We start from the raw sequence: 19,445 nt of genomic DNA, 5'->3' as shown, positions 1-19,445 counted from the left end.
ATGTCTTTTGCTGATGCTCCCTCCCGCGACCGCCTGGGCTTTCTCATGGTCACCCTCACCCGCCAATGGCGCCGCTTTGTCGAAGAGCAACTGGCCGCCAACGGCCTGACCGACGCCACCTGGACGCCGCTTTTGCACCTGCGCGCCTGGGGCGATGGGGTCACGCAAAAGGAGCTGGCCGAGCGAGTGGGCCTGGACGGATCCAGCCTGGTACGCCTGCTGGACATTCTGGAAGGCAAAGGCTGGGTGGAGCGCCGCGCCGATGCGGCCGACCGCCGCAGCAAGCGCATCTTTATCACCGCCGAAGGCAATCAGGCCGTGGACCAGATTCGCGCCACCATGCTGGAGGCCGAACGCAGCCTGCTGCAGGACCTGGATGAAGCCGAGGTCGAAGCCATGCTGGGCAGCGTCAACAAGGTTCGCGCCCGCATCGAGCAAATGCATGATCAGCGCTGCACGCAAACGCATCCTGAAGTTGAGGAGCGCGCATGACCGTGGCTGTCTACGATAGATTTTTAGCGCGCGCCGCCCACTGGGGTTTTGACAGTGCCCGCCTGCGCCAGCATCTGCGCACGGCTTTTGCGGCCTGTATTGCCGTGTTGGCCGCCTGGGCGCTGGGACTGGAACACCCGCAATGGGCGGGCATGACGGTCTGGGCCGCATCCCAGCCACTGCGCGGCCAGTTGCTGGAGAAAAGCTTTTTTCGTACCACTGGCACCATCATTGGCACTGCCGCCGGTGTCGTGCTGGTGCTCGTCGCCAATGGCGATCTGCTCTGGCTGGTCACTGGTCTGGCCGTATGGATGGGCATTTGCGCCGGACTGGGCAATCTGCAGCGCAGCTTTGCCTCTTACGGCACCATGCTGGCGGGTTACTCGGCCTCCATGGTGGCCCTGCTGGACAACGGCAACCCAGCCCATGTCTATGACCTGGGCTGGGACCGCTTGTTTACCGCGCTGACAGGCGTAGCTGCGGCTCTCATCGTGGGCTGGCTGTTTACGCCCGTGGGCGCTGAAATCCCCGGTGACGACAAGGTGCGCCGCCTCTGCGCCCGTCTGCTGCGCGACATTGCAGCGGCATCACAAGCCGCAGCGCGCGGGCAAAGCGCACTCAGCCCCAAAGATATGGCCGAGCGCCTGGCTGTCATGGCCGCCATTGAAGAAGGGCTGGACCCGCATGCCGCAGGCTCGCAGCGCTCACGCCGCGCCGTGCGTGCGCTGCGCCGCCTGATCAACACGCAAATCTCCGCCCTGCTCTGGCTGCGTGACAGCACAGGCAAAACCATCACCCCCAAATTCACAGCCGAGCAAGCCCAGGCCATGACGGCAGCGCTGGAGCAAGCCGCCAAGCTGCTGGAAACCCAGCCCGCACCGCTGGCTGCCATTAACGCCATTGCCACAGCGCGCGAGGCCGCCGCAGGCTGGGGTCATGCCAATGAAATTCTGGGCAATATCGGTCTGGCACTGCAGGCCCACTTTGTCGCTGCCAGCGATCTACCCCTGCCCGCCAACCACCGTGCCCGCCAATTGCCCGTGGTGCTGCACAGCGACTGGGTGGGCGCACGCCGCGCCATGCTGCGCGCCTTCAGCGCCATCTTTGCCGTCGGCCTGATCTGGGTGGTCACCGGCTGGCATGGCGGCACCTACATGCTGTTGGGCCTGTCGGTGATGATCACCGTGTTCTCCTCCTTCGAGAACCCGGCCTTCACCATGCGCTTTGTCATTCTGGGTCAGGCCATGGGTGCCGGCGTGGCACTGGCCTGCCAGTGGTTTGCCTGGCCGTTTGCCAGCAGCCAGTTGCAGATGGTGCTGATGATGCTGCCCTTCATCTTTCTCGGCGCCTTGCTGCTCAGCCACCGCCGCACCACTCTGTACGGCTTTGACTGCAATATGGTGATTTTGCTGGCGCTGTCGCCCCATTTCCCTTACCAGCTTGATGTAGGTCACTCACTGTCCATGGCGTTTGCCATCGTCACCGGGCCGCTGGCGGGCTGGCTGGCCTACCGCTTCATCCTGCCCGTCACCGTGCAAGGCAGACTGGACGGCCTGCGCGCCATGATGGTTCATGAGCTGCAGGACATGGCAGCCACCCCGCTGCATGCCCGCGATGTCCGCGTCTGGCGCGCGCGGCTCTATCACCGCCTGCTGCGCCTAGTACGCGCCTCCGAAAAAATCAACGCGCCGACTGTGCAGGAAGCCGCAGACTGCGGACTGGCCGCCTTGCGCGTGGGCAAGGCCGTGCTCATACTGCACTCCCTGGAGAATGACCTGCTTTTATCCGACAGCACCTTACGCAGCGTGCGCAGTGCGCTACAAAGACTGCAGCAACTGCCCACAGCCCCGGCCAAGGCTATCCCTTTGCTGATGGGCGTGGCCCAGCGCATACAGCAGCGTCAGCCCGAGCAAGCCCTGCAACTGCAACTGGCCGCGCAGGACATTGGCGAGCATCAGCGCTTTTTTGCCAGCACTGCCAAGATTGCTTGAACACCATCACCCATAAAAAAAGCCGCTGCAAACACAGCGGCTTTTTTTTACTGAAGCTGGAACTCAAACCAGGCATGCGCCAACTCATAGACGCCGAGCAAGAGCCGCCTCGCGGCGATGGCGTCGTCCCCCTCCCGAAGAGAGGGGGAAGCCGCGCAGCGGCTCAGGGGGTGAATTTACACACAAGTGATTGCCACGGCCTTGGAAACCAGATAAGCCTCCAGCGCCTCAGGCCCACCTTCAGAACCGTAGCCCGAATCCTTGATGCCGCCAAACGGCAGCTCAGCCGATGGCAGCGCGGGCTGGTTCACCCACAGCATGCCCGCCTCCACATCCTGCGCCAGCTGGTGCGATGTCTTGAGCGAGCGCGTGAAAGCATAGGCGGCCAGACCATACGAGAGGCGGTTGGCCTCTTGAATCGCATCTTCAATCTTGTCAAAACCGCGAATCGCCGCGACGGGACCAAAGGGTTCCTGATTGAAGATATCAGCCGTCAAAGGCACATCCGCAAGCACCGTGGGGGCAAAGTAGTTACCGGCATCGCCAAACGATGCGCCGCCCGTCAACAGCTTGGCACCGCTGTGCTCGGCGTTCTGAATCAGCTGGGTCAGCGCCGTCACCCGGCGCGGATTGGCCAGCGGGCCCATCTGCACGCCTTGCTCCAGACCATTGCCCACCTTCAGCGCCTCGGCATGGGTCACCATGGCGCGCGTGAATTCCTCGCGCACGCTGTTATGCACCAGAAAGCGCGTGGGCGAGATGCAGACTTGCCCCGCATTGCGGAACTTGGCCGCACCTGCCGCCTTCACGGCCAGTGCCACATCAGCGTCTTCTGCGACGATGACCGGGGCGTGGCCACCCAGCTCCATGGTGCTTCGCTTCATGTGCTGGCCCGCCAGCGCTGCCAGCTGCTTGCCTACGGCGGTAGAGCCAGTGAACGTCACCTTGCGGATCACCGGGCTGGCAATCAGATACTCGGAAATTTGTGCCGGGTTGCCATAGACCAGACCCACAACACCGGCAGGAATGCCAGCATCGACAAAGCACTTGAGCAGCGCTGCGGGTGAAGCCGGAGTTTCCTCGGGTGCCTTGCACAAAAAGGAGCAACCCGAAGCCAGGGCCGCGCCAATCTTGCGCACGATCTGGTTGACAGGGAAGTTCCAGGGCGTGAAGGCCGCCACAGGGCCCACAGGGTCCTTGATCACCAGTTGCTGCTGCTCGGGGCGGCGGGAAGGAACGATGCGGCCATAGACGCGCAGCGCCTCGTCGGCAAACCATTCGATGATGCCGGCACCGGCAATGATTTCGCCCTTGGCCTCGGCCAGCGGTTTACCCTGCTCCTGCGTCAGCAGCGCAGCGATCTCGTCGGCACGCTCTTTGAGCAGCGCCGCCGCACGGCGCATGATGGCACCGCGCTCGTGCGCAGAGACCTTGCGCCAGACCTGAAAGCCCTTGTCCGCAGCGGCGAGGGCACGGTCCAGGTCAGGAATATCGGCATGCGCCACGCGACCAATGACTTCGCCCGACGCCGGGTTACGCACATCAATCGTCTTGCCGCTGGCTGCCACCTGCCACTGTCCATCGATCAAAAGCTGGGTATCGGGGTATGCAGTGCTCATCACTTATCTCGGTGTGCCGACCCTCATCCCCCTGCAGATGTAAAGGGCCGGGCGTGGTGAATGTTCAGGGCGTACAAAATTCTAGCTACACATGCTAGCGCCTCATGACAAGTGCGGGACGTTGGCAATGGCTCATTGCGCTCAGGGGATCATGAAAATCCCAACATTTCCCAACCACTCACACCCCGACAGCGCGGCGCAGCTCCATCTCCCCCAGCCATGCCCCAAACCCAGCCTGACTCGCTGCCGCCTGTTTGACGACTTGCCCGATCACAAAGACGCACGGACTCCCCAAACCGCTGCTGACGAGCGCTGTGGACATCTCCCCCAGTTGCGTGATGACCTGCTGCTGCGTGGGCAGGCTAGCGCTTTGCACCAGCGCCACAGGCGTGCTGGCGGGCAGGCCGCCGGCCAGCAGCTCGGCCTGTATATGCGGCACAGAACTCACGCCCATATAGACCACCAGCGTCAAGCCCACGACATGAGCCGTCTGCCCCAGCTGACGCCAGTCGTTTTGCACACCGCCGGGCTTGGGGTGGCCGGTCACAAACACCACGCCATGCGCATGATCGCGGTGGGTGAGTGAAACGCCCAGACTGGTGGCTGCTGCCAGCCCTGCGGTAATGCCATTGACCACCTCCACCTGCACACCTGCAGCGCGCAGATGCTCAACTTCTTCACCTCCTCGGCCAAAGATGAAAGGGTCGCCGCCCTTGAGCCGCACCACGACCTCTCCCTGGCGCGCGGCCATGATCATCAGCTTTTCAATGAACTCCTGCGATGTGCTTTCGCGCCCGCCGCGCTTGCCCACGGCAATCACACGGGTCTGGGGACTGGCTAGCTTGACGATTTCAGCCGACACCAGATCATCAACCAGCAGCAGGGTGGCGCTCTGAATCAGCTTGAAAGCCTTGATGGTGAGCAGTTCCGGGTCACCCGGCCCAGCCCCTACCAGATAGCAGCAACCCGAGGAGGACAGAGAGTTCGCACGGCGGGAAGTCATGGCAGACCTTTCAGCTAAAGACTTATGCAGCAACCATCTGGGTGACAGGCGGCACCGCCTGCACCAGTTGCTTGATCGTGGGAATGCAGGAGCCGCAGCGCGTACCGCAGCCCAGCGAAGACTTGAGCTGCGCCAGCCGCTCATCGGATGAACCGCTGCACTGGCCTAGCTGAGCGGTAATGCTGGCCTCATCCACATTCATGCAGGCGCAGACCTGTGGCGAGCGCGCAGCCATCGCGGCAGGCGGCTTGCTGCCAGACGACAGCAACATCCGGCCAAAGCTTTGGGTCGATTGCTCATCGCGCAGCACGGGGGACAGCCACTGGCCAGCACTGGCGTCACCACACAGCAAAAAGGCATTCAGCACTGGCTCGGCATCTTGCTGACCTATGGCCATGGCACGGCTGTATTGGCGGCGAGCATCGACATAACGCAGCGCCTGCGCTCCATCTAACTGCAGTAGCTCGTGCAGCCTTCGCAATACCTCGGCGCTCGGCGCTTCATACGCAGCGGCGCGAAACTGCACGCCGGTGCGGCCTTCGCTGGCCTTTTCCAGCGGTACAGAACGGCCAAACAGCACGCAGCTGGCAAAGTCGAACTCCGCCATGAGTTCTGTCAAAGCTGCGCGCGTAGCCAGCACCTGCGAGTCATCCAGCCAGGCCATGCCCATGCAAGTCCAGGGCATCTCGGCCTTGAGCAGTCTCACAGCAACATGCTTGAGCTCTGGCTGCTTGGAGCGCGGACAGAACTCAGGGGTGGTCAGCGCATTCACACCCGCTAAACGCTGGCCTTTAGAGCTGCGTCCACTCAGATACATACCGCCCCAGTGCATGGGCAAATACAGCTGCGCGGGCTGCAGTCCCTTTTCCGCCTGCACGGGCAGCACGATGGCACCGTAGCGGTTGGAGACATGAACCAGATCGCCATCCCGCAGTCGCAGGCGCTGCATGTCTTGCGGGTGCACTTGCAACTGCGGTTCGCTCACATGGGCAAACGAACGGCCCAGCTGGCCGGTGCGTGTCATTCCATGCCACTGATCGCGCAGGCGACCGGTGTTCAGACTGAAGGGGTGGCGCGCATCGCGCTGCACGGCCACAGGCTTCCAGGGCTGCGCATCAAAGCGGGCGCGGCTGTCATCGGTCACGAACCGGCGGTCGGTGTACAGGCGCTGCGTGCCTTGCGCTGCCCCGCTGGGCACAGGCCACTGCTGCGGCCCCTTATCGTCCAGCATTTGCCAGCTCAGGCCGGTGATGTCCAAATCTCGCCCACGCGTGGTTTCACGGTGCTCGTTCCAGATCGCCTCGGCTGCTGTTTCAGCGCGACTGATGTCATAGCCAAACAGCGAAGGCTTGTCGAGGCGCACCAGGGGCTCCAGCCGCTGCGCCAGCTGCACGCCAATCTGCCAGTCGTGGCGCGCCAGACCGGGCGCAGCCAAGGCAGCACGCACGCGGGAGATTCGGCGTTCGCTGTTGGTGACCGTGCCCAGCTTTTCGCCCCAGGTCGTGGCGGGCAGCAACCAGTCGGCGTAGGCCGTGGTTTCGGTCACGGCAAAGGCTTCTTGCACCACCACCAGCTCGGCGCGCTCCAGCGCGCGTCGCACCATGGTTTGGTCGGGCATGCTTTGCGCGGGGTTGGTACAGGCAATCCACAGCGCTTTGACCTGGCCATCGGCGGCCGCCTCAAACATCTCTATCGCAGACTTTCCGGGTGTCGATGGAATACTTTCCACACCCCACAGCTGCGCCACCTCTTCGCGGTGCAAGGGGTTGGACATGTCGCGGTGGGCGCTGAGCAAGTTGGACAATCCACCCACCTCACGCCCGCCCATGGCGTTGGGCTGGCCGGTGAGCGACAACGGCCCCGCACCGGGCTTGCCAATCTGGCCTGTCGCCAGGTGCAGATTGATAAGTGCCGCGTTGTTCGCTGTGCCGCTGGCGCTCTGGTTCAGACCCTGGCAGTAAAGGCTCAGCGTGGGCTGGCGTGGCGCACTGCCTGCACTGTATGCACCCCCCAAGGCAATCCAGCGGGCGGCCTTGTACAGATCTTCTGTGGACACGCCACAAATGGCCGATGCCTTCTCGGGCGTGGCTTCGCGCACCAGCTCTTTCAGTGCTGCAAAACCGCTGGTGTGCTCAGCGATGAAAGCGTTATCCGTCCAGCCTTCCCACAACATGATGTGCAGCAAGCTGTGGAACAGCATCACATCGCTGCCCGGCAGCAAAGGCAGATACAGATCGGCTAGCTCTGCGGTCTCGGTCCTGCGCGGGTCGGCCACGATGATTTTGAGCTGCGGGTTGCGCGCCCTGGCCTCTTCCACACGGCGAAACAGAATCGGGTGAGCCCACGCCATATTGCTGCCCACAATGAACATGCAGCTGGCCAAGTCGATATCCTCATAGCAGGCGGGCGGCGCATCGGCACCCAGCGTGGCCTTGTAGCCCGCCACAGCGCTGCTCATGCACAGGCGGGAGTTGGTGTCCAGGTTATTGGTGCCCAGCAGACCTTTGGCCAGCTTGTTGAAAACGTAATAGTCCTCAGTCAGCAACTGGCCGCTGAGGTAAAAACCCAGCGCGTCCGGGCCATGGTCGGCATGGATCTGCGCCATGCGGCCTGCCACATCGTCCAGCGCTGCATCCCAGCTCACCGGTTTCGGGGCTGATGTCCTATCGAATCTGCGCATTGGCTGCAGCAGCCGCGATTGCCGGGCGTGCACGGGCGCTGCCGTCAGGTGCAACGTACTTCCCTTGGTGCACAAGCGCCCCCAATTGGCAGGGTGATCGGGGTCCCCCCGCACGCCGGTGATTTGCACGCCATCCGACTCAATGATGACGCCACAGCCAACGCCGCAGTAGGGGCAGGTGGATCGGGTCTCAGGCATGGCAGGCTTTCAGTGTTTTGGGGCTATGGCGCTCATCCGATGAGCGCCACTAGCTATTACATCTATAGCAAAAAAAAGCTTAGGCAGCAGCGCAGGCTGGTTTGCCGCTGCAATGCGCAGGGCCTGCATGGGGCCGCGTCTGCTCCAGTGCACGACTGGCCAGCTCATCGGCACGCAGCTGTACTTCACCGTCCTCCACCCGCACGCTGAAGTACGGCGTGCAGCCTTCGTCGGGTGCAGCGGCCTCGCCACTGCTCAATGCGATCGTCCAGTTGTGCAGCGGGCAGGCCACGCTGCGGCCAAACACAATGCCTTGCGACAGCGGACCGCCCTTGTGCGGGCAGCGGTCCAGCAGGGCAAACACTTCGTTTTCGGCGTTGCGGAACACGGCCACATCCAGCCCTTGCGCACGCGCCACGCGGCGGGCGCCCAGCATGGGGATGTCGTCAATCGTGCAGATAGAAATCCATTCACTCATTTCAGGCTCCTCGGTGCTTTTGATCAGGCGCTGACGCTGGCCGTTTGCGCAGCCGTTAACGGCTGGAACTGGCGCGTATCCACCGCCGCCTTGTCGGTTTCAAACCAGGGATCGGGCTCGCCTTCCAGCGCAAACTGCAGCTCCTCCCACAGCGCCTTGCGGCCTTCTGCATCGTCCAGAATGCGCTTCTTCACATGGTCCAGACCCACGCGGTTGATGTAGTGCACGGTGCGCTCCAAATACCAGCCTTCCAGCCGGTACAGCTGCATGAAGGCACCCGTGTACTCCATCACTTCTTCGGCGGTCTTGAGCTTGGCGAAGAAATGCGCCACCTCGGTCTTGATGCCGCCATTGCCGCCCACATACATCTCCCAGCCAGAATCGACGCCGATGATGCCCACGTCTTTGATGCCGGATTCCGCACAGTTGCGCGGGCAGCCGCTGACGGCAAATTTCACCTTGTGCGGGGCATACATGCGCCACATGGCACGCTCCAGGTCCTTGCCCATCTGGGTGCTGTCTTGCGTGCCCATGCGGCACCATTCGCTGCCCACGCAGGTTTTGACGGTACGCAGCGCCTTGGCATAAGCGTGGCCGCAGGGCATGCCTATGTCGTTCCACACGCCTTGCAGGTCTTCCTTCTTCACGCCCAGCAGGTCGATGCGCTGGCCACCCGTGACCTTCACGGTAGGAATGTCGTACTTGTCCACCACATCGGCAATGCGGCGCAGCTCACTTGCTGTGGTCTCGCCGCCCCACATGCGCGGAATCACGCTGTAGGTTCCGTCTTTCTGGATATTGGCGTGGCTGCGCTCGTTGATGAAGCGGCTTTGCGGGTCGTCCTTGGCATCCTTGGGCCAGGTGCTGATCAGGTAGTAGTTGACCGCCGGGCGGCACGATGCACAGCCATTGGGCGTGCGCCATTCCATGAAGCGAAACACCGCATCCGTGGTCAACAGCTTGTGGGTGCGAATCACATCGCGCACGGCCTGGTGACCATGGTCTGTGCAACCACACATGGCCTTGGTCTTGGGCGATGCGGAGTAGTCACCACCCGCCGTGAACATGATGATCTGCTCGACCAAACCCGTGCAGGAGCCGCAGCTGGCACTGGCCTTGGTGTGCTTGCGCACGTCTTCCAGCGTGAACAAGCCCTTGTCCTTGATGGCCTTGCAAATGGCTCCCTTGGTCACGCCGTTGCAGCCGCAAACCTCGTCGCTATCGGCCAGCGCAGCCGCTTTGTTCTGGCCCTGGTGGCCGGTATCGCCCAGATTGGATTCGCCAAACATCAGCTTGTCGCGAATGTCGGCCACGCTGCGGCCTTCGCGCAGCAGCTTGAAGTACCAGCTGCCGTCCACCGTGTCGCCGTAGAGGCAGGCACCGACCAGCTTGTCGTCCTTGATGACCAGCTTTTTGTAGACGCCCGCATAGGGGTCGCTCATCAGAATTTCTTCGGTATCGCCGCCGCCCTGAAAGTCGCCCGCCGAGAACAGATCGATGCCCGTGACCTTGAGCTTGGTGGACGTGAGCGAGCCCAGATAGCGGCCAATGCCGAACTCGGCCAGATGGTTGGCCAGCACCTTGCCCTGCTCAAACAGCGGTGCTACCAGGCCGTAGGCAATGCCGCGATGCGCCGCGCACTCGCCCACGGCGTAGATGCGCGGATCGGTCACGGTCTGCAAGGTGTCGCTGACCACAATGCCGCGATTCACATGCAGATGCATGGACTCGGCCAGCTCGGTATTGGGGCGTATGCCCACGGCCATGACCACCAGATCGGCAGGCACTTCGCTGCCGTCTTTAAAGCGCACCGCACTCACGCGACCTGCGGCGTTGCCCACCAGCTCTTGCGTCTGCGCTTTCATGCAGAACTGCATGCCGCGCTCAGCCAGCGACTTTTGCAGCATGCGGCCCGCCTGGTCGTCTAGCTGGCGCTCCATCAGCCAGTCGCCCACATGTACCACGGTGACTTGCATGCCGCGCTTCATCAGACCGTTGGCCGCCTCCAGCCCCAGAAGGCCGCCACCGATCACCACCGCGTGCTTGAGCGTTTTGGCCGCTTCAATCATGGCTTCGGTATCAGCAATATCGCGATAGGCCAGTACGCCTTGCAGGTCCTTGCCGGGAATGGGCAGGATGAAAGGATTGGAGCCGGTGGCCATGATGAGGCGGTCGTATTCGGCGCTGATGGTTTCACCCTGCGCATTGGTGGCATGCACGGTGCGGCGGGCGCGATCCACGGCCGTGACCGTATAGCCCGCGTGCAGCAGGATGTGGTTGTCCTGGTACCAGGCCCAGTCGTTGAGCACGATATCGGCCAGCGTCTGTTCGCCCGCCAGCACCGGCGACAGCAGAATGCGGTTGTAGTTGGGGTGTGGCTCGGCACCAAACACCGTGATGTCGTACAGCTCGGGGGCAATGGTCAGCAGCTCTTCCAGAGCACGCACACCTGCCATTCCGTTACCAATCATGACCAGTTTGGATTTTTTCATCTCAGTCCCCGTGGGCTTGCAAAACGCAAAAAAGACGCCTCGCGCTTCATGACTCGCATGAGCGCGCAGACGTCTTTGTCTTTGGGATCTGGTCCAGCCTTGCACCATCACCCTGTGGCCCACCTTGGCCACAACAAGAACCATGCAATTGCTGTGCCAGCTTCCTTGCCCTGCTCAATGTCACAGGAGCCCATCAGCACGCACCATTTCCGTGCAGTCGCGCTTTATCGCAGTGCATCAAAACAAACATGGCGCCCGAAGGCGCCATGCAGCGGCAGAGAAAGCAGACTCAGGCTGCCTTCTCCACATGCCCTTGGCGGGTGTAGAGAAAGTCGATCACGGCTTTGCGGTAGCCCTGGTACTGCAGGTCTTCGGCCAGCGCTACGCGGCTGCGCGGGCGGGGCAGTTCTACATGCAGCACCTCGCCAATGGTGGCCGCAGGCCCGTTGGTCAGCATCACGATCTTGTCGGACAGCAGCACGGCCTCGTCTACATCGTGCGTCACCATGACCACCGTGCTGTGCGTGCGCGCCACGATCTCCAGCAACTCGTCCTGCAGCTTGGCGCGGGTCAACGCATCCAGCGCGCCAAACGGCTCATCCATCAGCAGCACTTGCGGCTCCATGGACAGAGCCCGGGCAATGCCCACGCGCTGTTTCATACCGCCAGATATCTCGCCGGGGCGCTTTTGTGCAGCGTGTGTCAGGCCCACCATGGCCAGTGCGGCATCGGTGCGCTCGGCCAGCTGCGCCTTGGTTTCGCGCTTGGCAAAGACACGCTCCACGGCAAGGTGCACATTGCCCCAGCAGGTCAGCCATGGCAGCAGCGAATGGTTCTGGAACACCACGGCACGCTCGGGGCCCGGGCCTTTGATTTCCTTGTTGGCGCACAGCAGTGCACCACTGGTGGGCACCGTCAGCCCCGCAATCAGGTTGAGCAAAGTGGACTTGCCGCAGCCTGAGTGGCCGATGAGGCTCACAAACTCGCCCTTGGCGATATTGAGATTGATGTCACGCAGCGCAGGAAACAGGCCTTTGGAGGTCTTGAAGGTCTGCTCTACATCGTGGATCTCGATGTACTTGGTGGACAGCGATGCGTTCATGATTTCACCTCTTCAAACGTAAAGGCCGAAGCCAGCTTGACCAGCGCCAATTCCAGCAACAGGCCCACGATGCCAATCACGAAGATGGCGATGATGATGTTCTTGACGTTGAGGTTGTTCCACTCGTCCCAGACCCAGAAGCCAATGCCCACGCCACCGGTCAGCATCTCGGCGGCCACGATCACCAGCCAGGCCGTACCCACGGCCAGACGCACACCCGTCAACATATAGGGCAGCACGGCGGGAAAGAGGATGGTGGTGGCGATCTTCCATTCCGACAGGTTCAGCACCCGCGCCACGTTCATGTAATCCTGCGGCACACGCTGCACACCGACGGCGGTGTTGATGACCATGGGCCAGATGGAGCAGATGAAGATGGTCCAGGTGGCGGCTGGATTCGCCCCCTTGAACACCAGCAGGCCAATTGGCAACCAGGCCAGCGGCGATACGGGACGCAGCAGGCTGATCAGCGGGTTGAACATGCGTGAGAGAAAGTTGAAGCGCCCGATCAGAAAGCCTGCAGGAATGCCTACCAGCGCCGCCAACCCAAAGCCCAGCGCCACGCGCTGCAGCGACGACAGCACGTTCCAGCCCACGCCCTGATCGTTGGGGCCGTTGCGATAGAACGGGTCGCGAAAGACCTCGACCGCCTGCGTCCAGGTCTCGGCCGGGGTGGGAATACTGTGGCCCGTGGTGCTGGAGACGATGGACCACAAGCCCACCAGCAGCGCCAGCCCCAGCAGCGGCGGCAGCACCGTGCCGATCAGACCTTCGGCACGCTGGCGCCAGCGGTTGGGCGGTGTCGCAACGGGTGCAGCAGGTGCGGCTTTAATTTTTGAGTCTTTTTTCACTGTAGCCCTTGCAGGTTCTGCGCTATCAGCTATCTCTTTGGAAGCATTCAAGCGGGCATCGTTGGCCGCCTGTATGGCCAGCTGCGGATCGTGGGGAGGGTCCAGCTCAAGACGGGATGGAAGTACGGCACTGACCATGGTGAATCTCCTTGGGGGTGTCGGCCTCAGGCCTTGATCTTGAAACTGTCGGCGTACTGGCCGGGGTTCTTGCCATCCCACACCACGCCATCCATCAGCTTGCTGCTGCGCAAGGCTTCCTTGGGCACGTTCACCTTCAGCTGGCTCGCGGCCTGCGTGTACAGGTCAATGCGGTTGATCTGCTTGGCCACAGCCAGATAGTCGGGGTGACTCTTGAGCAGGCCCCAGCGCTTGTGCTGGGTCAGAAACCACATGCCATCAGACAGATAGGGGAAGTTCACCGCACCGTCGTTGAAGAACTTCATGTGGTTGGGGTCGTCCCAGGTCTTGCCCAGACCGTTCTGATAGCGGCCCAGAATGCGCTGGTTGATGGCGTCCACGCTGGTATTGATGTACGACTTCTGGGCCACGGTCTCGGCCATCTTCATCTTGTTTTGCATGCTGGCGTCAATCCAGCGACTGGCCTCCAGAATCGCCATCATCACGGCGCGGCAGGTGTTGGGGTTCTTGCTGGCAAAGTCGCCCGTGGTGCCCAGCACTTTTTCGGGGTGATCCTTCCAGATGTCCTGCGAGGTGTTGGCCGTGATACCAATGCCGTCCATGATGGCGCGGTGGTTCCAGGGCTCGCCCACGCAAAAGCCGTCCATATTGCCCACGCGCATATTGGCCACCATCTGGGGCGGGGGCACGGTGATCAGCTTGGCATCCGTCACCGGATTGATGCCCGCCGCCGCCAGCCAGTAATGCATCCACATGGCATGGGTTCCGGTGGGGAAGGTGCCCGCAAACGTGTATTCGCGCTTTTCCTTAGCCATCACTTTGGCAAGGCTTGCGCCATCCACAGCGCCCTTGTCGGCCAGCGCTTTGGACAAGGTGATGGCCTGACCGTTGTTGTTCAGGTTCATCAGCACAGCCATGTCTTTTTTGGGGCCGCCAATGCCCAGATGCAGGCCGTAGACCAGCCCGTACAGCACATGCGCAAAGTCCAGCTCGCCATTCACCATCTTGTCGCGCACGCTGGCCCAGCTCGCTTCCTTGCTGGGGACGATCTTCACGCCATATTTCTGATCGAAACCCAGCACCGACGCCATGACCACGCTGGCGCAATCGGTCAGCGGGATGAAGCCAATTTTGACTTCCTTCTTCTCGGGCGCATCAGAGCCCGCAGCCCAGACGCCGTGGTGACCTAATGCCCCGTAGAGTGCGGCACCACCTGCAACGCGCAGAAAGTCTCGGCGGCCAGACTCCAGAGAATGAACTGGGGAGGGGAAAAGGCGCTTGCTCATGAGAAAACTCCATCAAGAATCGTGGTGAAGGCGATCCGGAAAACAAAAAGGCGCCCTTCCCTCCTCGGGTGAGAGGAGAGAAGGACGCCGTTGTCCCAGGTCACTCGTAATAACGCTTTAAGCGCGACCGCCTTTGGTCTGCTTGACATCAAAAGTCATGCACAAACCGTGCCAAACCTTTCGCCACTGGAAAGAAGATGACTTGCGCACGATTTCAGCCCGACTTTGGTGCGCCGCAGCAATCAATACGACCCAATGCTACGAATTGGTGCTGCCAGGCAGCAGGTCTACCGTCGCCAGAATGGCCTCGGCCACATCCAGCATGCGCCGGTTCTGGTTCATGGCTGTCTGGCGGATCAGCTTGTAGGCATCGCCCTCGCTCAACTGGCGGTAATTCATCAGCACACCCTTGGCTCGTTCTATAGTCTTGCGCTCCTTCAGCGTGGAGCGCGCCTTGTCGATCTCGGTCTGCATATCCTGCAGCCGCGCTGCCTGCTCCTGCACCAGGCCCACAATGCTTTTCTCCAGCTGCAGCCCATAACTGCCTTCCGCAGGCAGGGCTGCGCCAGACTTCGCAGAACCAAGGATGAAGGCCGCAGCAGCCTCTGCGCGAGCCGTAGACTCCGGCATGGACTCCAGCAGCGCCTGCTGCTGGGCTAGGGCAGCACCCGCCTGGTCGAGCTTCTTCAGGCATTGCGCCTGAAGCTCCAGCGCCAGAAATGCCTCAATCTGGTGCATGGCATCGAGCCGGCTGGAGCAGGCCTCAAACCAGGGTGAGCTCAAGCTGCTATCCAGAGGCGCGCCATGCCCTGCCGTGCAGCCGATGCGGCGCAGGCGATCGATCACCGCCATATCAGGACAGCTGCCGCACTGCAGTTGCCAGCGCTCTACGCCTGGCGCGCTGGCGAAATCCGCAAACACCTGAAAGCAGCGGTCCTGCGATTCGATCAGATGCAGCCAATGGCGCTGGCGCTCCGGCTTGCTGACGCCACTGGTAAACGCCGCAGCGCCCGTCGCGCGCTCCTGCCCAGCCAGCTCCTTGCCCTGCATGAAATGAAACAGCGCCACCAGCAGTCTTGCGACATCGGGGTCGCTTGCACTGTCTGCTGCCTCGAACACCACGGTCAGGCAGGCGGCAATCATGCGGATCAACGCCTGCGTGCAATCCTCGGCACTCAGCTGAAGCGCATCGCGCTTGCGGCGCAGCAAGGGCAAAGCCTCGAAGCCCTGCAGCGCATTCGCAATCGCATTGAACAGCCGCGCTCCATGCGCGCCCGGGGAGCGTTCTCCCAGTGCATCCAGCACCCCGCAAACACGGGCCATGGCCTGATCCACCTGCGGCAGATGCGCCTGCAAGACCTGCTGCGCCTGGGCCCCGCCGCTGGCCAGAAAGATATTGGACAGCCCGCGCTCCTTCTGCAGCGCGTGGACGAGCTCGGACATGCTGGCCACCAGCGTGCTGGCGCGGCTGATCTGCTCCAGCTCGGCCATCTCGCTTTGCCGAGCCGCCACCAGATAGTGCAAAGGCGTTTTCATGGGGTAGTGCTTTTCATCATGCTTATGCGCTAAAAAAGCAGCACGATTCATGCCATCTCAGCCCCTGCGCAGGCGTGCCTTCTCCCAACCACGATCGACCGCAAGACCCAGAGCAATTCCTGCGACATAAGCCACCAGATCCAGCGGATCAAAACCATTGCCCAGAACCAGATACGCCAGTTTGTTGGTGCGCAGCGCCTGCATCCAAGGGGCTTGGTAGAGCTGCAGAAACTCGATGGCAAAGGCGATCAGCAGCGACCAGCCCGCCAGCTTGGTCCGAGCAATGCTAGGCCGCACCCAGGCCACGCACAGCAACACCACCCAGGCCCAGAGCGCATCACCGGGGTAATTGCCCAGCACCGCAGGGAAGGGCACATAGCCCCGGCGAGAGGCAAGGCCGACGGCGATAACCAGCAGAATAAGAATCGCAAGCCAAAAACGGGAGCGACGGAACGGGGCAGCGGTGTTCAAAGGCATCAGGCAGAAAAAAGAAGATCAATCGTTGGGGGGCTCAGTCGTTCGAGCGACTTCACAGCAGCACCAACCCCGGCGGCAGGCTGTCGCCAAGACTGCGTTTCTGGTCCTCGGCCTGCATCTGCACCACCTGCTCGACCATGGCGATCCAGCGCTCGGGGGCTCCGCTGCTTCCCATCTTCTCCAGCACCTGCGCGCGCACCTCATCAGGCAGGTCGCGGGCGCGATCACCGGTCAATCTCGCCATTTGCACGGCAGCGAACATGGCGGTCTCGTTCTTGCGCCAATCCTGCTCCAGCGTGGCGTCAAGAAACTCCTGCACAGCATCGGGCGGCATGACCAGATGGGCGTTCGCGGCTAGCGACTGGCGGGAGGCCAGACGGCCTATGGCCCACCAGGTCTGCACGGTTTCACCCTCGCGCTTCAGGCGCTGCAGCATCCACTGGCCCATCTCCTGGCGGTACTGCCAGGGAACGGCCTCCATAGCCGCGAACAGGCGCAGCATGTCGTCGTAACTGCCATGGCTGCTCTTGCCGCCTGATCTTGTGGTCTGCTGCACGGCCTTTTGCATATGACCGGCTACGTCTTCCAGCAATTCCATCTGCTGGGCCTCGTTCAAGCCAGCGGCCACGCGGCGCCAGAAGACCCACCATTCCGTCCAGTTGGCAGACTCTTTGGCATGGCCCAGCCCTGCGCCGTATAGCGCCCAGACCTGGGTGATGCGCCAGGCATCCAGCTCGGCACCCACGCCGGGGCGCAGGCACCAGCCTGCGAGGTTGAGCCACACGCGCTCATGGTCGGCGGTGCGGCGGCGGCGTTTGGCACGGGCCAGCAGCGCATCAAACAAGGCGCGCAGCAGACCCACATCCCAGCCATCGCGCGGGCCCAGAATTTTTTCCAGCGACGGGCGTAGCTTCCGCACTTCCTTGCCAGTAACTTCTTGCGCCTGCGTGCCAAAAATGCGGTCAATCAGCGCCACGGCTTCGGGCAATTTGGCGGCCAGAGAGTTCAAGCCTTTTGGGGCTTCAGCGCTTGATAAATCTTCGCTATCCGCTATGGTTTCCGCAGTGACAGCACCGCGCACCGTGAAGGGCAGCAGCCATGACTGCGCAGCATCCTGCACCGCAACGCAGCGCACTTCCAGCGTGCCTACCTCGCTCATGCAGGCCTGCAACTGCACCTCGACCTGCGCAGCAGCCACGCCTTCTGGCGCAGGCAGCACGGTCGCCAGCGGCGGCAGCTCTACCCAGCCATCACCCGTAAGCGGCGCAATCTGCCCGGCCTGCACGGGGGCGTGACTCTGGCTGTTGGCCAGTAAATTAAAGCGCACGGCCTGCCCCAGCTTGAGGGCAAAGCGCCGCCCGGAGAGCACGATGCGCACGCCCTCTTCCGTGCCGCGTGGCAGCAGGCAAAGGCCTTGGGGTGCTTCGCCCTTCTTGCCGGGCAGCAGCAGCCAGTAGCTGCGCGCTGCGCCGCCGCCAATGCGGGGCATACTATTTTTGATAGCTGCTGGCGCTTTCTGTGCTTGCGCTGCAGGCTGATTTACCTCTGATTTCGCTTGCAGCTCAGCCTGCACCCGCGCCAGCCCATAGGCCGCCGCGCCACGGGCCACGGCCCAATCAGGATGCGGGTTGTGCAACACCCGCACGGGGCGGCCGCGCCAGCTGCTGAGCAAGTCGGTCAGCCGCTGCACCAGCGCATGGGCATGGAACACGCCACCATTGAGCAGCACGGTGTCTGGCAACGCCCCATCCGTATGCAAACTCAAAAATTGCGCCAGATGGCGGCTGATGGCTGCATCAGCCGGGTACGGCAGGCCAAAGCCGCGCAGTGCGCCTTGGCGCTTGTTGGGCATATCGCTGATCTGGGCGGGTGGCAAAAAGCCTTCAACCACCTGCTGCTGCACCTGCGCACGGGTCAGCGTGGCCGTCTGCGTTGCGGCCAGCAAACGGCTGCCGCCGCCCAGCAAGGTAATGCTGACTTGCTCGGGTGCATCAGCGGCCAGCAGCTGCTCTTTGGCCATGCGACAGCGCTGCACCAGCTGTGCAAAGCGCTGCGCGGGCAGACGCAGGCCTTCGCCCGCAAAGGCGGGCTCCAGCTGATGGGCCAGCGCCAGATCCATGTTGTCGCCGCCCAGCATCAAATGCTCGCCCACGGCGGTGCGGGTCAGCGTGGGCAGGCCGTCGCCCACTGCTTCTTCAACACGAATCAAGGTCAGGTCGGTCGTACCGCCGCCCACATCGACCACCAGCACCAGCCGGCTATCGGCCAGTTGCAGCGCGAGTTGCTCGCCTTGCAGCACCAGCCAGTCGTGGAATGCGGCCTTGGGTTCTTCCAGCAGTTGCACGCCGGGCAGGCCCGCCAGTTTCGCGGCCTCCAGCGTCAGCGCGCGGGCACCTTCGTCGAACGAGGCAGGTACCGTCAGCACCACGCTTTGCTGGTGCAACGGTGCTTCAGGATGCGCCCTGTCCCATGCGGCTTTGACATGGGCCAGGTATGAGGCCGACGCTGCCAGCGGCGACACCTTGGCTACATCATCCCCAGCGCCCCACGGCAGGATAGGCGCGCTGCGGTCTACACCGGTGTGCGAGAGCCAGCTTTTGGCACTAGCCACCAGCCGCCCCGGCACAGCAGCACCCAAGTCGCGCGCCCAGCGCCCGATGACGGCGGGGGCTTGCGCATCAGCGCCTTGCGGCGGCCAGGGCTGTTGCCAGGCATCGCCCAGCTCGCCGGGTGCCGCCTGGTAGCGCACCGAGGGCAGCAGGGGCTGTGAAATCACCTCGCCCGCCGTGCTGCGCTGCGCAATGTTGAGCAACTCAATATCTGCCGCAACCCCAGCCACCGCCACGCTGGCGGCCACGGTATGGCTGGTGCCTAGGTCTATGCCGACGATGTAAGCGGGCTGAGTGGAGGTGACAGTCATGAAAGCCAAGGGACGATGCGCTAGGGAGGTGGCCGATCGTAACAATTGGCAGCAAGGACTGCGGAGTGCAGTTCTTTTCGCCTGCGACCTTGTTTGGGAGATTCACCCATCTCCGCCCGCCCTCTTTCACCTTAAAAAGCTGCCTTGAGTCATATCCAAAATGAATCAAAAACAATAGCTTG

General features: G+C 62.4%; 13 protein-coding genes. 2 read left to right on the top strand and 11 right to left on the bottom strand.

Annotated features, from left to right (window positions below; translation table 11 throughout):
• Positions 1-492, top strand: coding sequence for a MarR family winged helix-turn-helix transcriptional regulator (locus tag RSF91_RS03690; protein WP_332567144.1), 492 nt, complete (start codon positions 1-3; stop codon positions 490-492).
• The gene (locus RSF91_RS03685; protein WP_332567143.1) at positions 489-2,483 is read left to right on the top strand and encodes an FUSC family protein; all 1,995 of its coding nucleotides are present in this window, start codon (positions 489-491) and stop codon (positions 2,481-2,483) included. Before RSF91_RS03690 ends, RSF91_RS03685 begins: the two co-directional genes overlap by 4 nt.
• Before the next feature lie 176 nt (positions 2,484-2,659).
• Here the strand turns inward: RSF91_RS03685 and RSF91_RS03680 are convergent, their stop codons facing one another.
• From RSF91_RS03680 to RSF91_RS03630, 11 genes are all read right to left on the bottom strand, one after another.
• The gene (locus RSF91_RS03680; RefSeq protein WP_332567142.1) at positions 2,660-4,102 is read right to left on the bottom strand and encodes an NAD-dependent succinate-semialdehyde dehydrogenase; all 1,443 of its coding nucleotides are present in this window, start codon (positions 4,100-4,102) and stop codon (positions 2,660-2,662) included.
• Positions 4,103-4,280: 178 nt separating this feature from the next.
• A complete protein-coding gene (cobA, locus tag RSF91_RS03675) occupies positions 4,281-5,105 on the bottom strand; it encodes a uroporphyrinogen-III C-methyltransferase (RefSeq protein ID WP_332567141.1) in 825 nt (274 codons plus the stop codon).
• Positions 5,106-5,127: 22 nt separating this feature from the next.
• The gene (locus RSF91_RS03670) at positions 5,128-7,983 is read right to left on the bottom strand and encodes a nitrate reductase (RefSeq protein WP_332567140.1); all 2,856 of its coding nucleotides are present in this window, start codon (positions 7,981-7,983) and stop codon (positions 5,128-5,130) included.
• Positions 7,984-8,062: 79 nt separating this feature from the next.
• Complete coding sequence (nirD, locus tag RSF91_RS03665) at positions 8,063-8,461, bottom strand: nitrite reductase small subunit NirD (protein WP_332567139.1); 399 nt, start codon at positions 8,459-8,461, stop codon at positions 8,063-8,065.
• Positions 8,462-8,484: 23 nt separating this feature from the next.
• Entirely contained in the window at positions 8,485-10,953 is a 2,469-nt protein-coding gene (gene nirB, locus RSF91_RS03660; protein ID WP_332567138.1) for a nitrite reductase large subunit NirB, read from the bottom strand.
• A gap of 289 nt (positions 10,954-11,242) precedes the next feature.
• Positions 11,243-12,055, bottom strand: a complete 813-nt coding sequence (locus RSF91_RS03655; protein WP_332567137.1) for an ABC transporter ATP-binding protein — start codon at positions 12,053-12,055, stop codon at positions 11,243-11,245.
• Entirely contained in the window at positions 12,052-13,044 is a 993-nt protein-coding gene (gene ntrB / locus RSF91_RS03650; RefSeq protein WP_332567136.1) for a nitrate ABC transporter permease, read from the bottom strand. The genes RSF91_RS03655 and ntrB overlap by 4 nt, the downstream gene beginning before the upstream one ends.
• A 26-nt stretch (positions 13,045-13,070) precedes the next feature.
• Positions 13,071-14,330 (bottom strand): CmpA/NrtA family ABC transporter substrate-binding protein, encoded by a 1,260-nt coding sequence (locus tag RSF91_RS03645; RefSeq protein WP_332567135.1) that lies wholly within the window; start codon positions 14,328-14,330, stop codon positions 13,071-13,073.
• A gap of 258 nt (positions 14,331-14,588) precedes the next feature.
• The gene (locus RSF91_RS03640; protein WP_332567134.1) at positions 14,589-15,866 is read right to left on the bottom strand and encodes a nitrate- and nitrite sensing domain-containing protein; all 1,278 of its coding nucleotides are present in this window, start codon (positions 15,864-15,866) and stop codon (positions 14,589-14,591) included.
• A 57-nt stretch (positions 15,867-15,923) separates the two neighbouring features.
• Positions 15,924-16,343 carry a ribosomal maturation YjgA family protein gene (locus RSF91_RS03635; protein ID WP_332567133.1) on the bottom strand — a complete coding sequence of 140 codons (420 nt, stop codon included), beginning with the start codon at positions 16,341-16,343 and terminating at the stop codon, positions 15,924-15,926.
• A gap of 52 nt (positions 16,344-16,395) precedes the next feature.
• Complete coding sequence (locus RSF91_RS03630; RefSeq protein WP_332567132.1) at positions 16,396-19,263, bottom strand: Hsp70 family protein; 2,868 nt, start codon at positions 19,261-19,263, stop codon at positions 16,396-16,398.
• Positions 19,264-19,445: the final 182 nt, after the last annotated feature.

The sequence above is a fragment of the Comamonas sp. genome, from assembly GCF_036643215.1.
GTDB lineage: Bacteria > Pseudomonadota > Gammaproteobacteria > Burkholderiales > Burkholderiaceae_C > Comamonas.
This window is presented reverse-complemented; position numbering and strand designations above follow the sequence as displayed.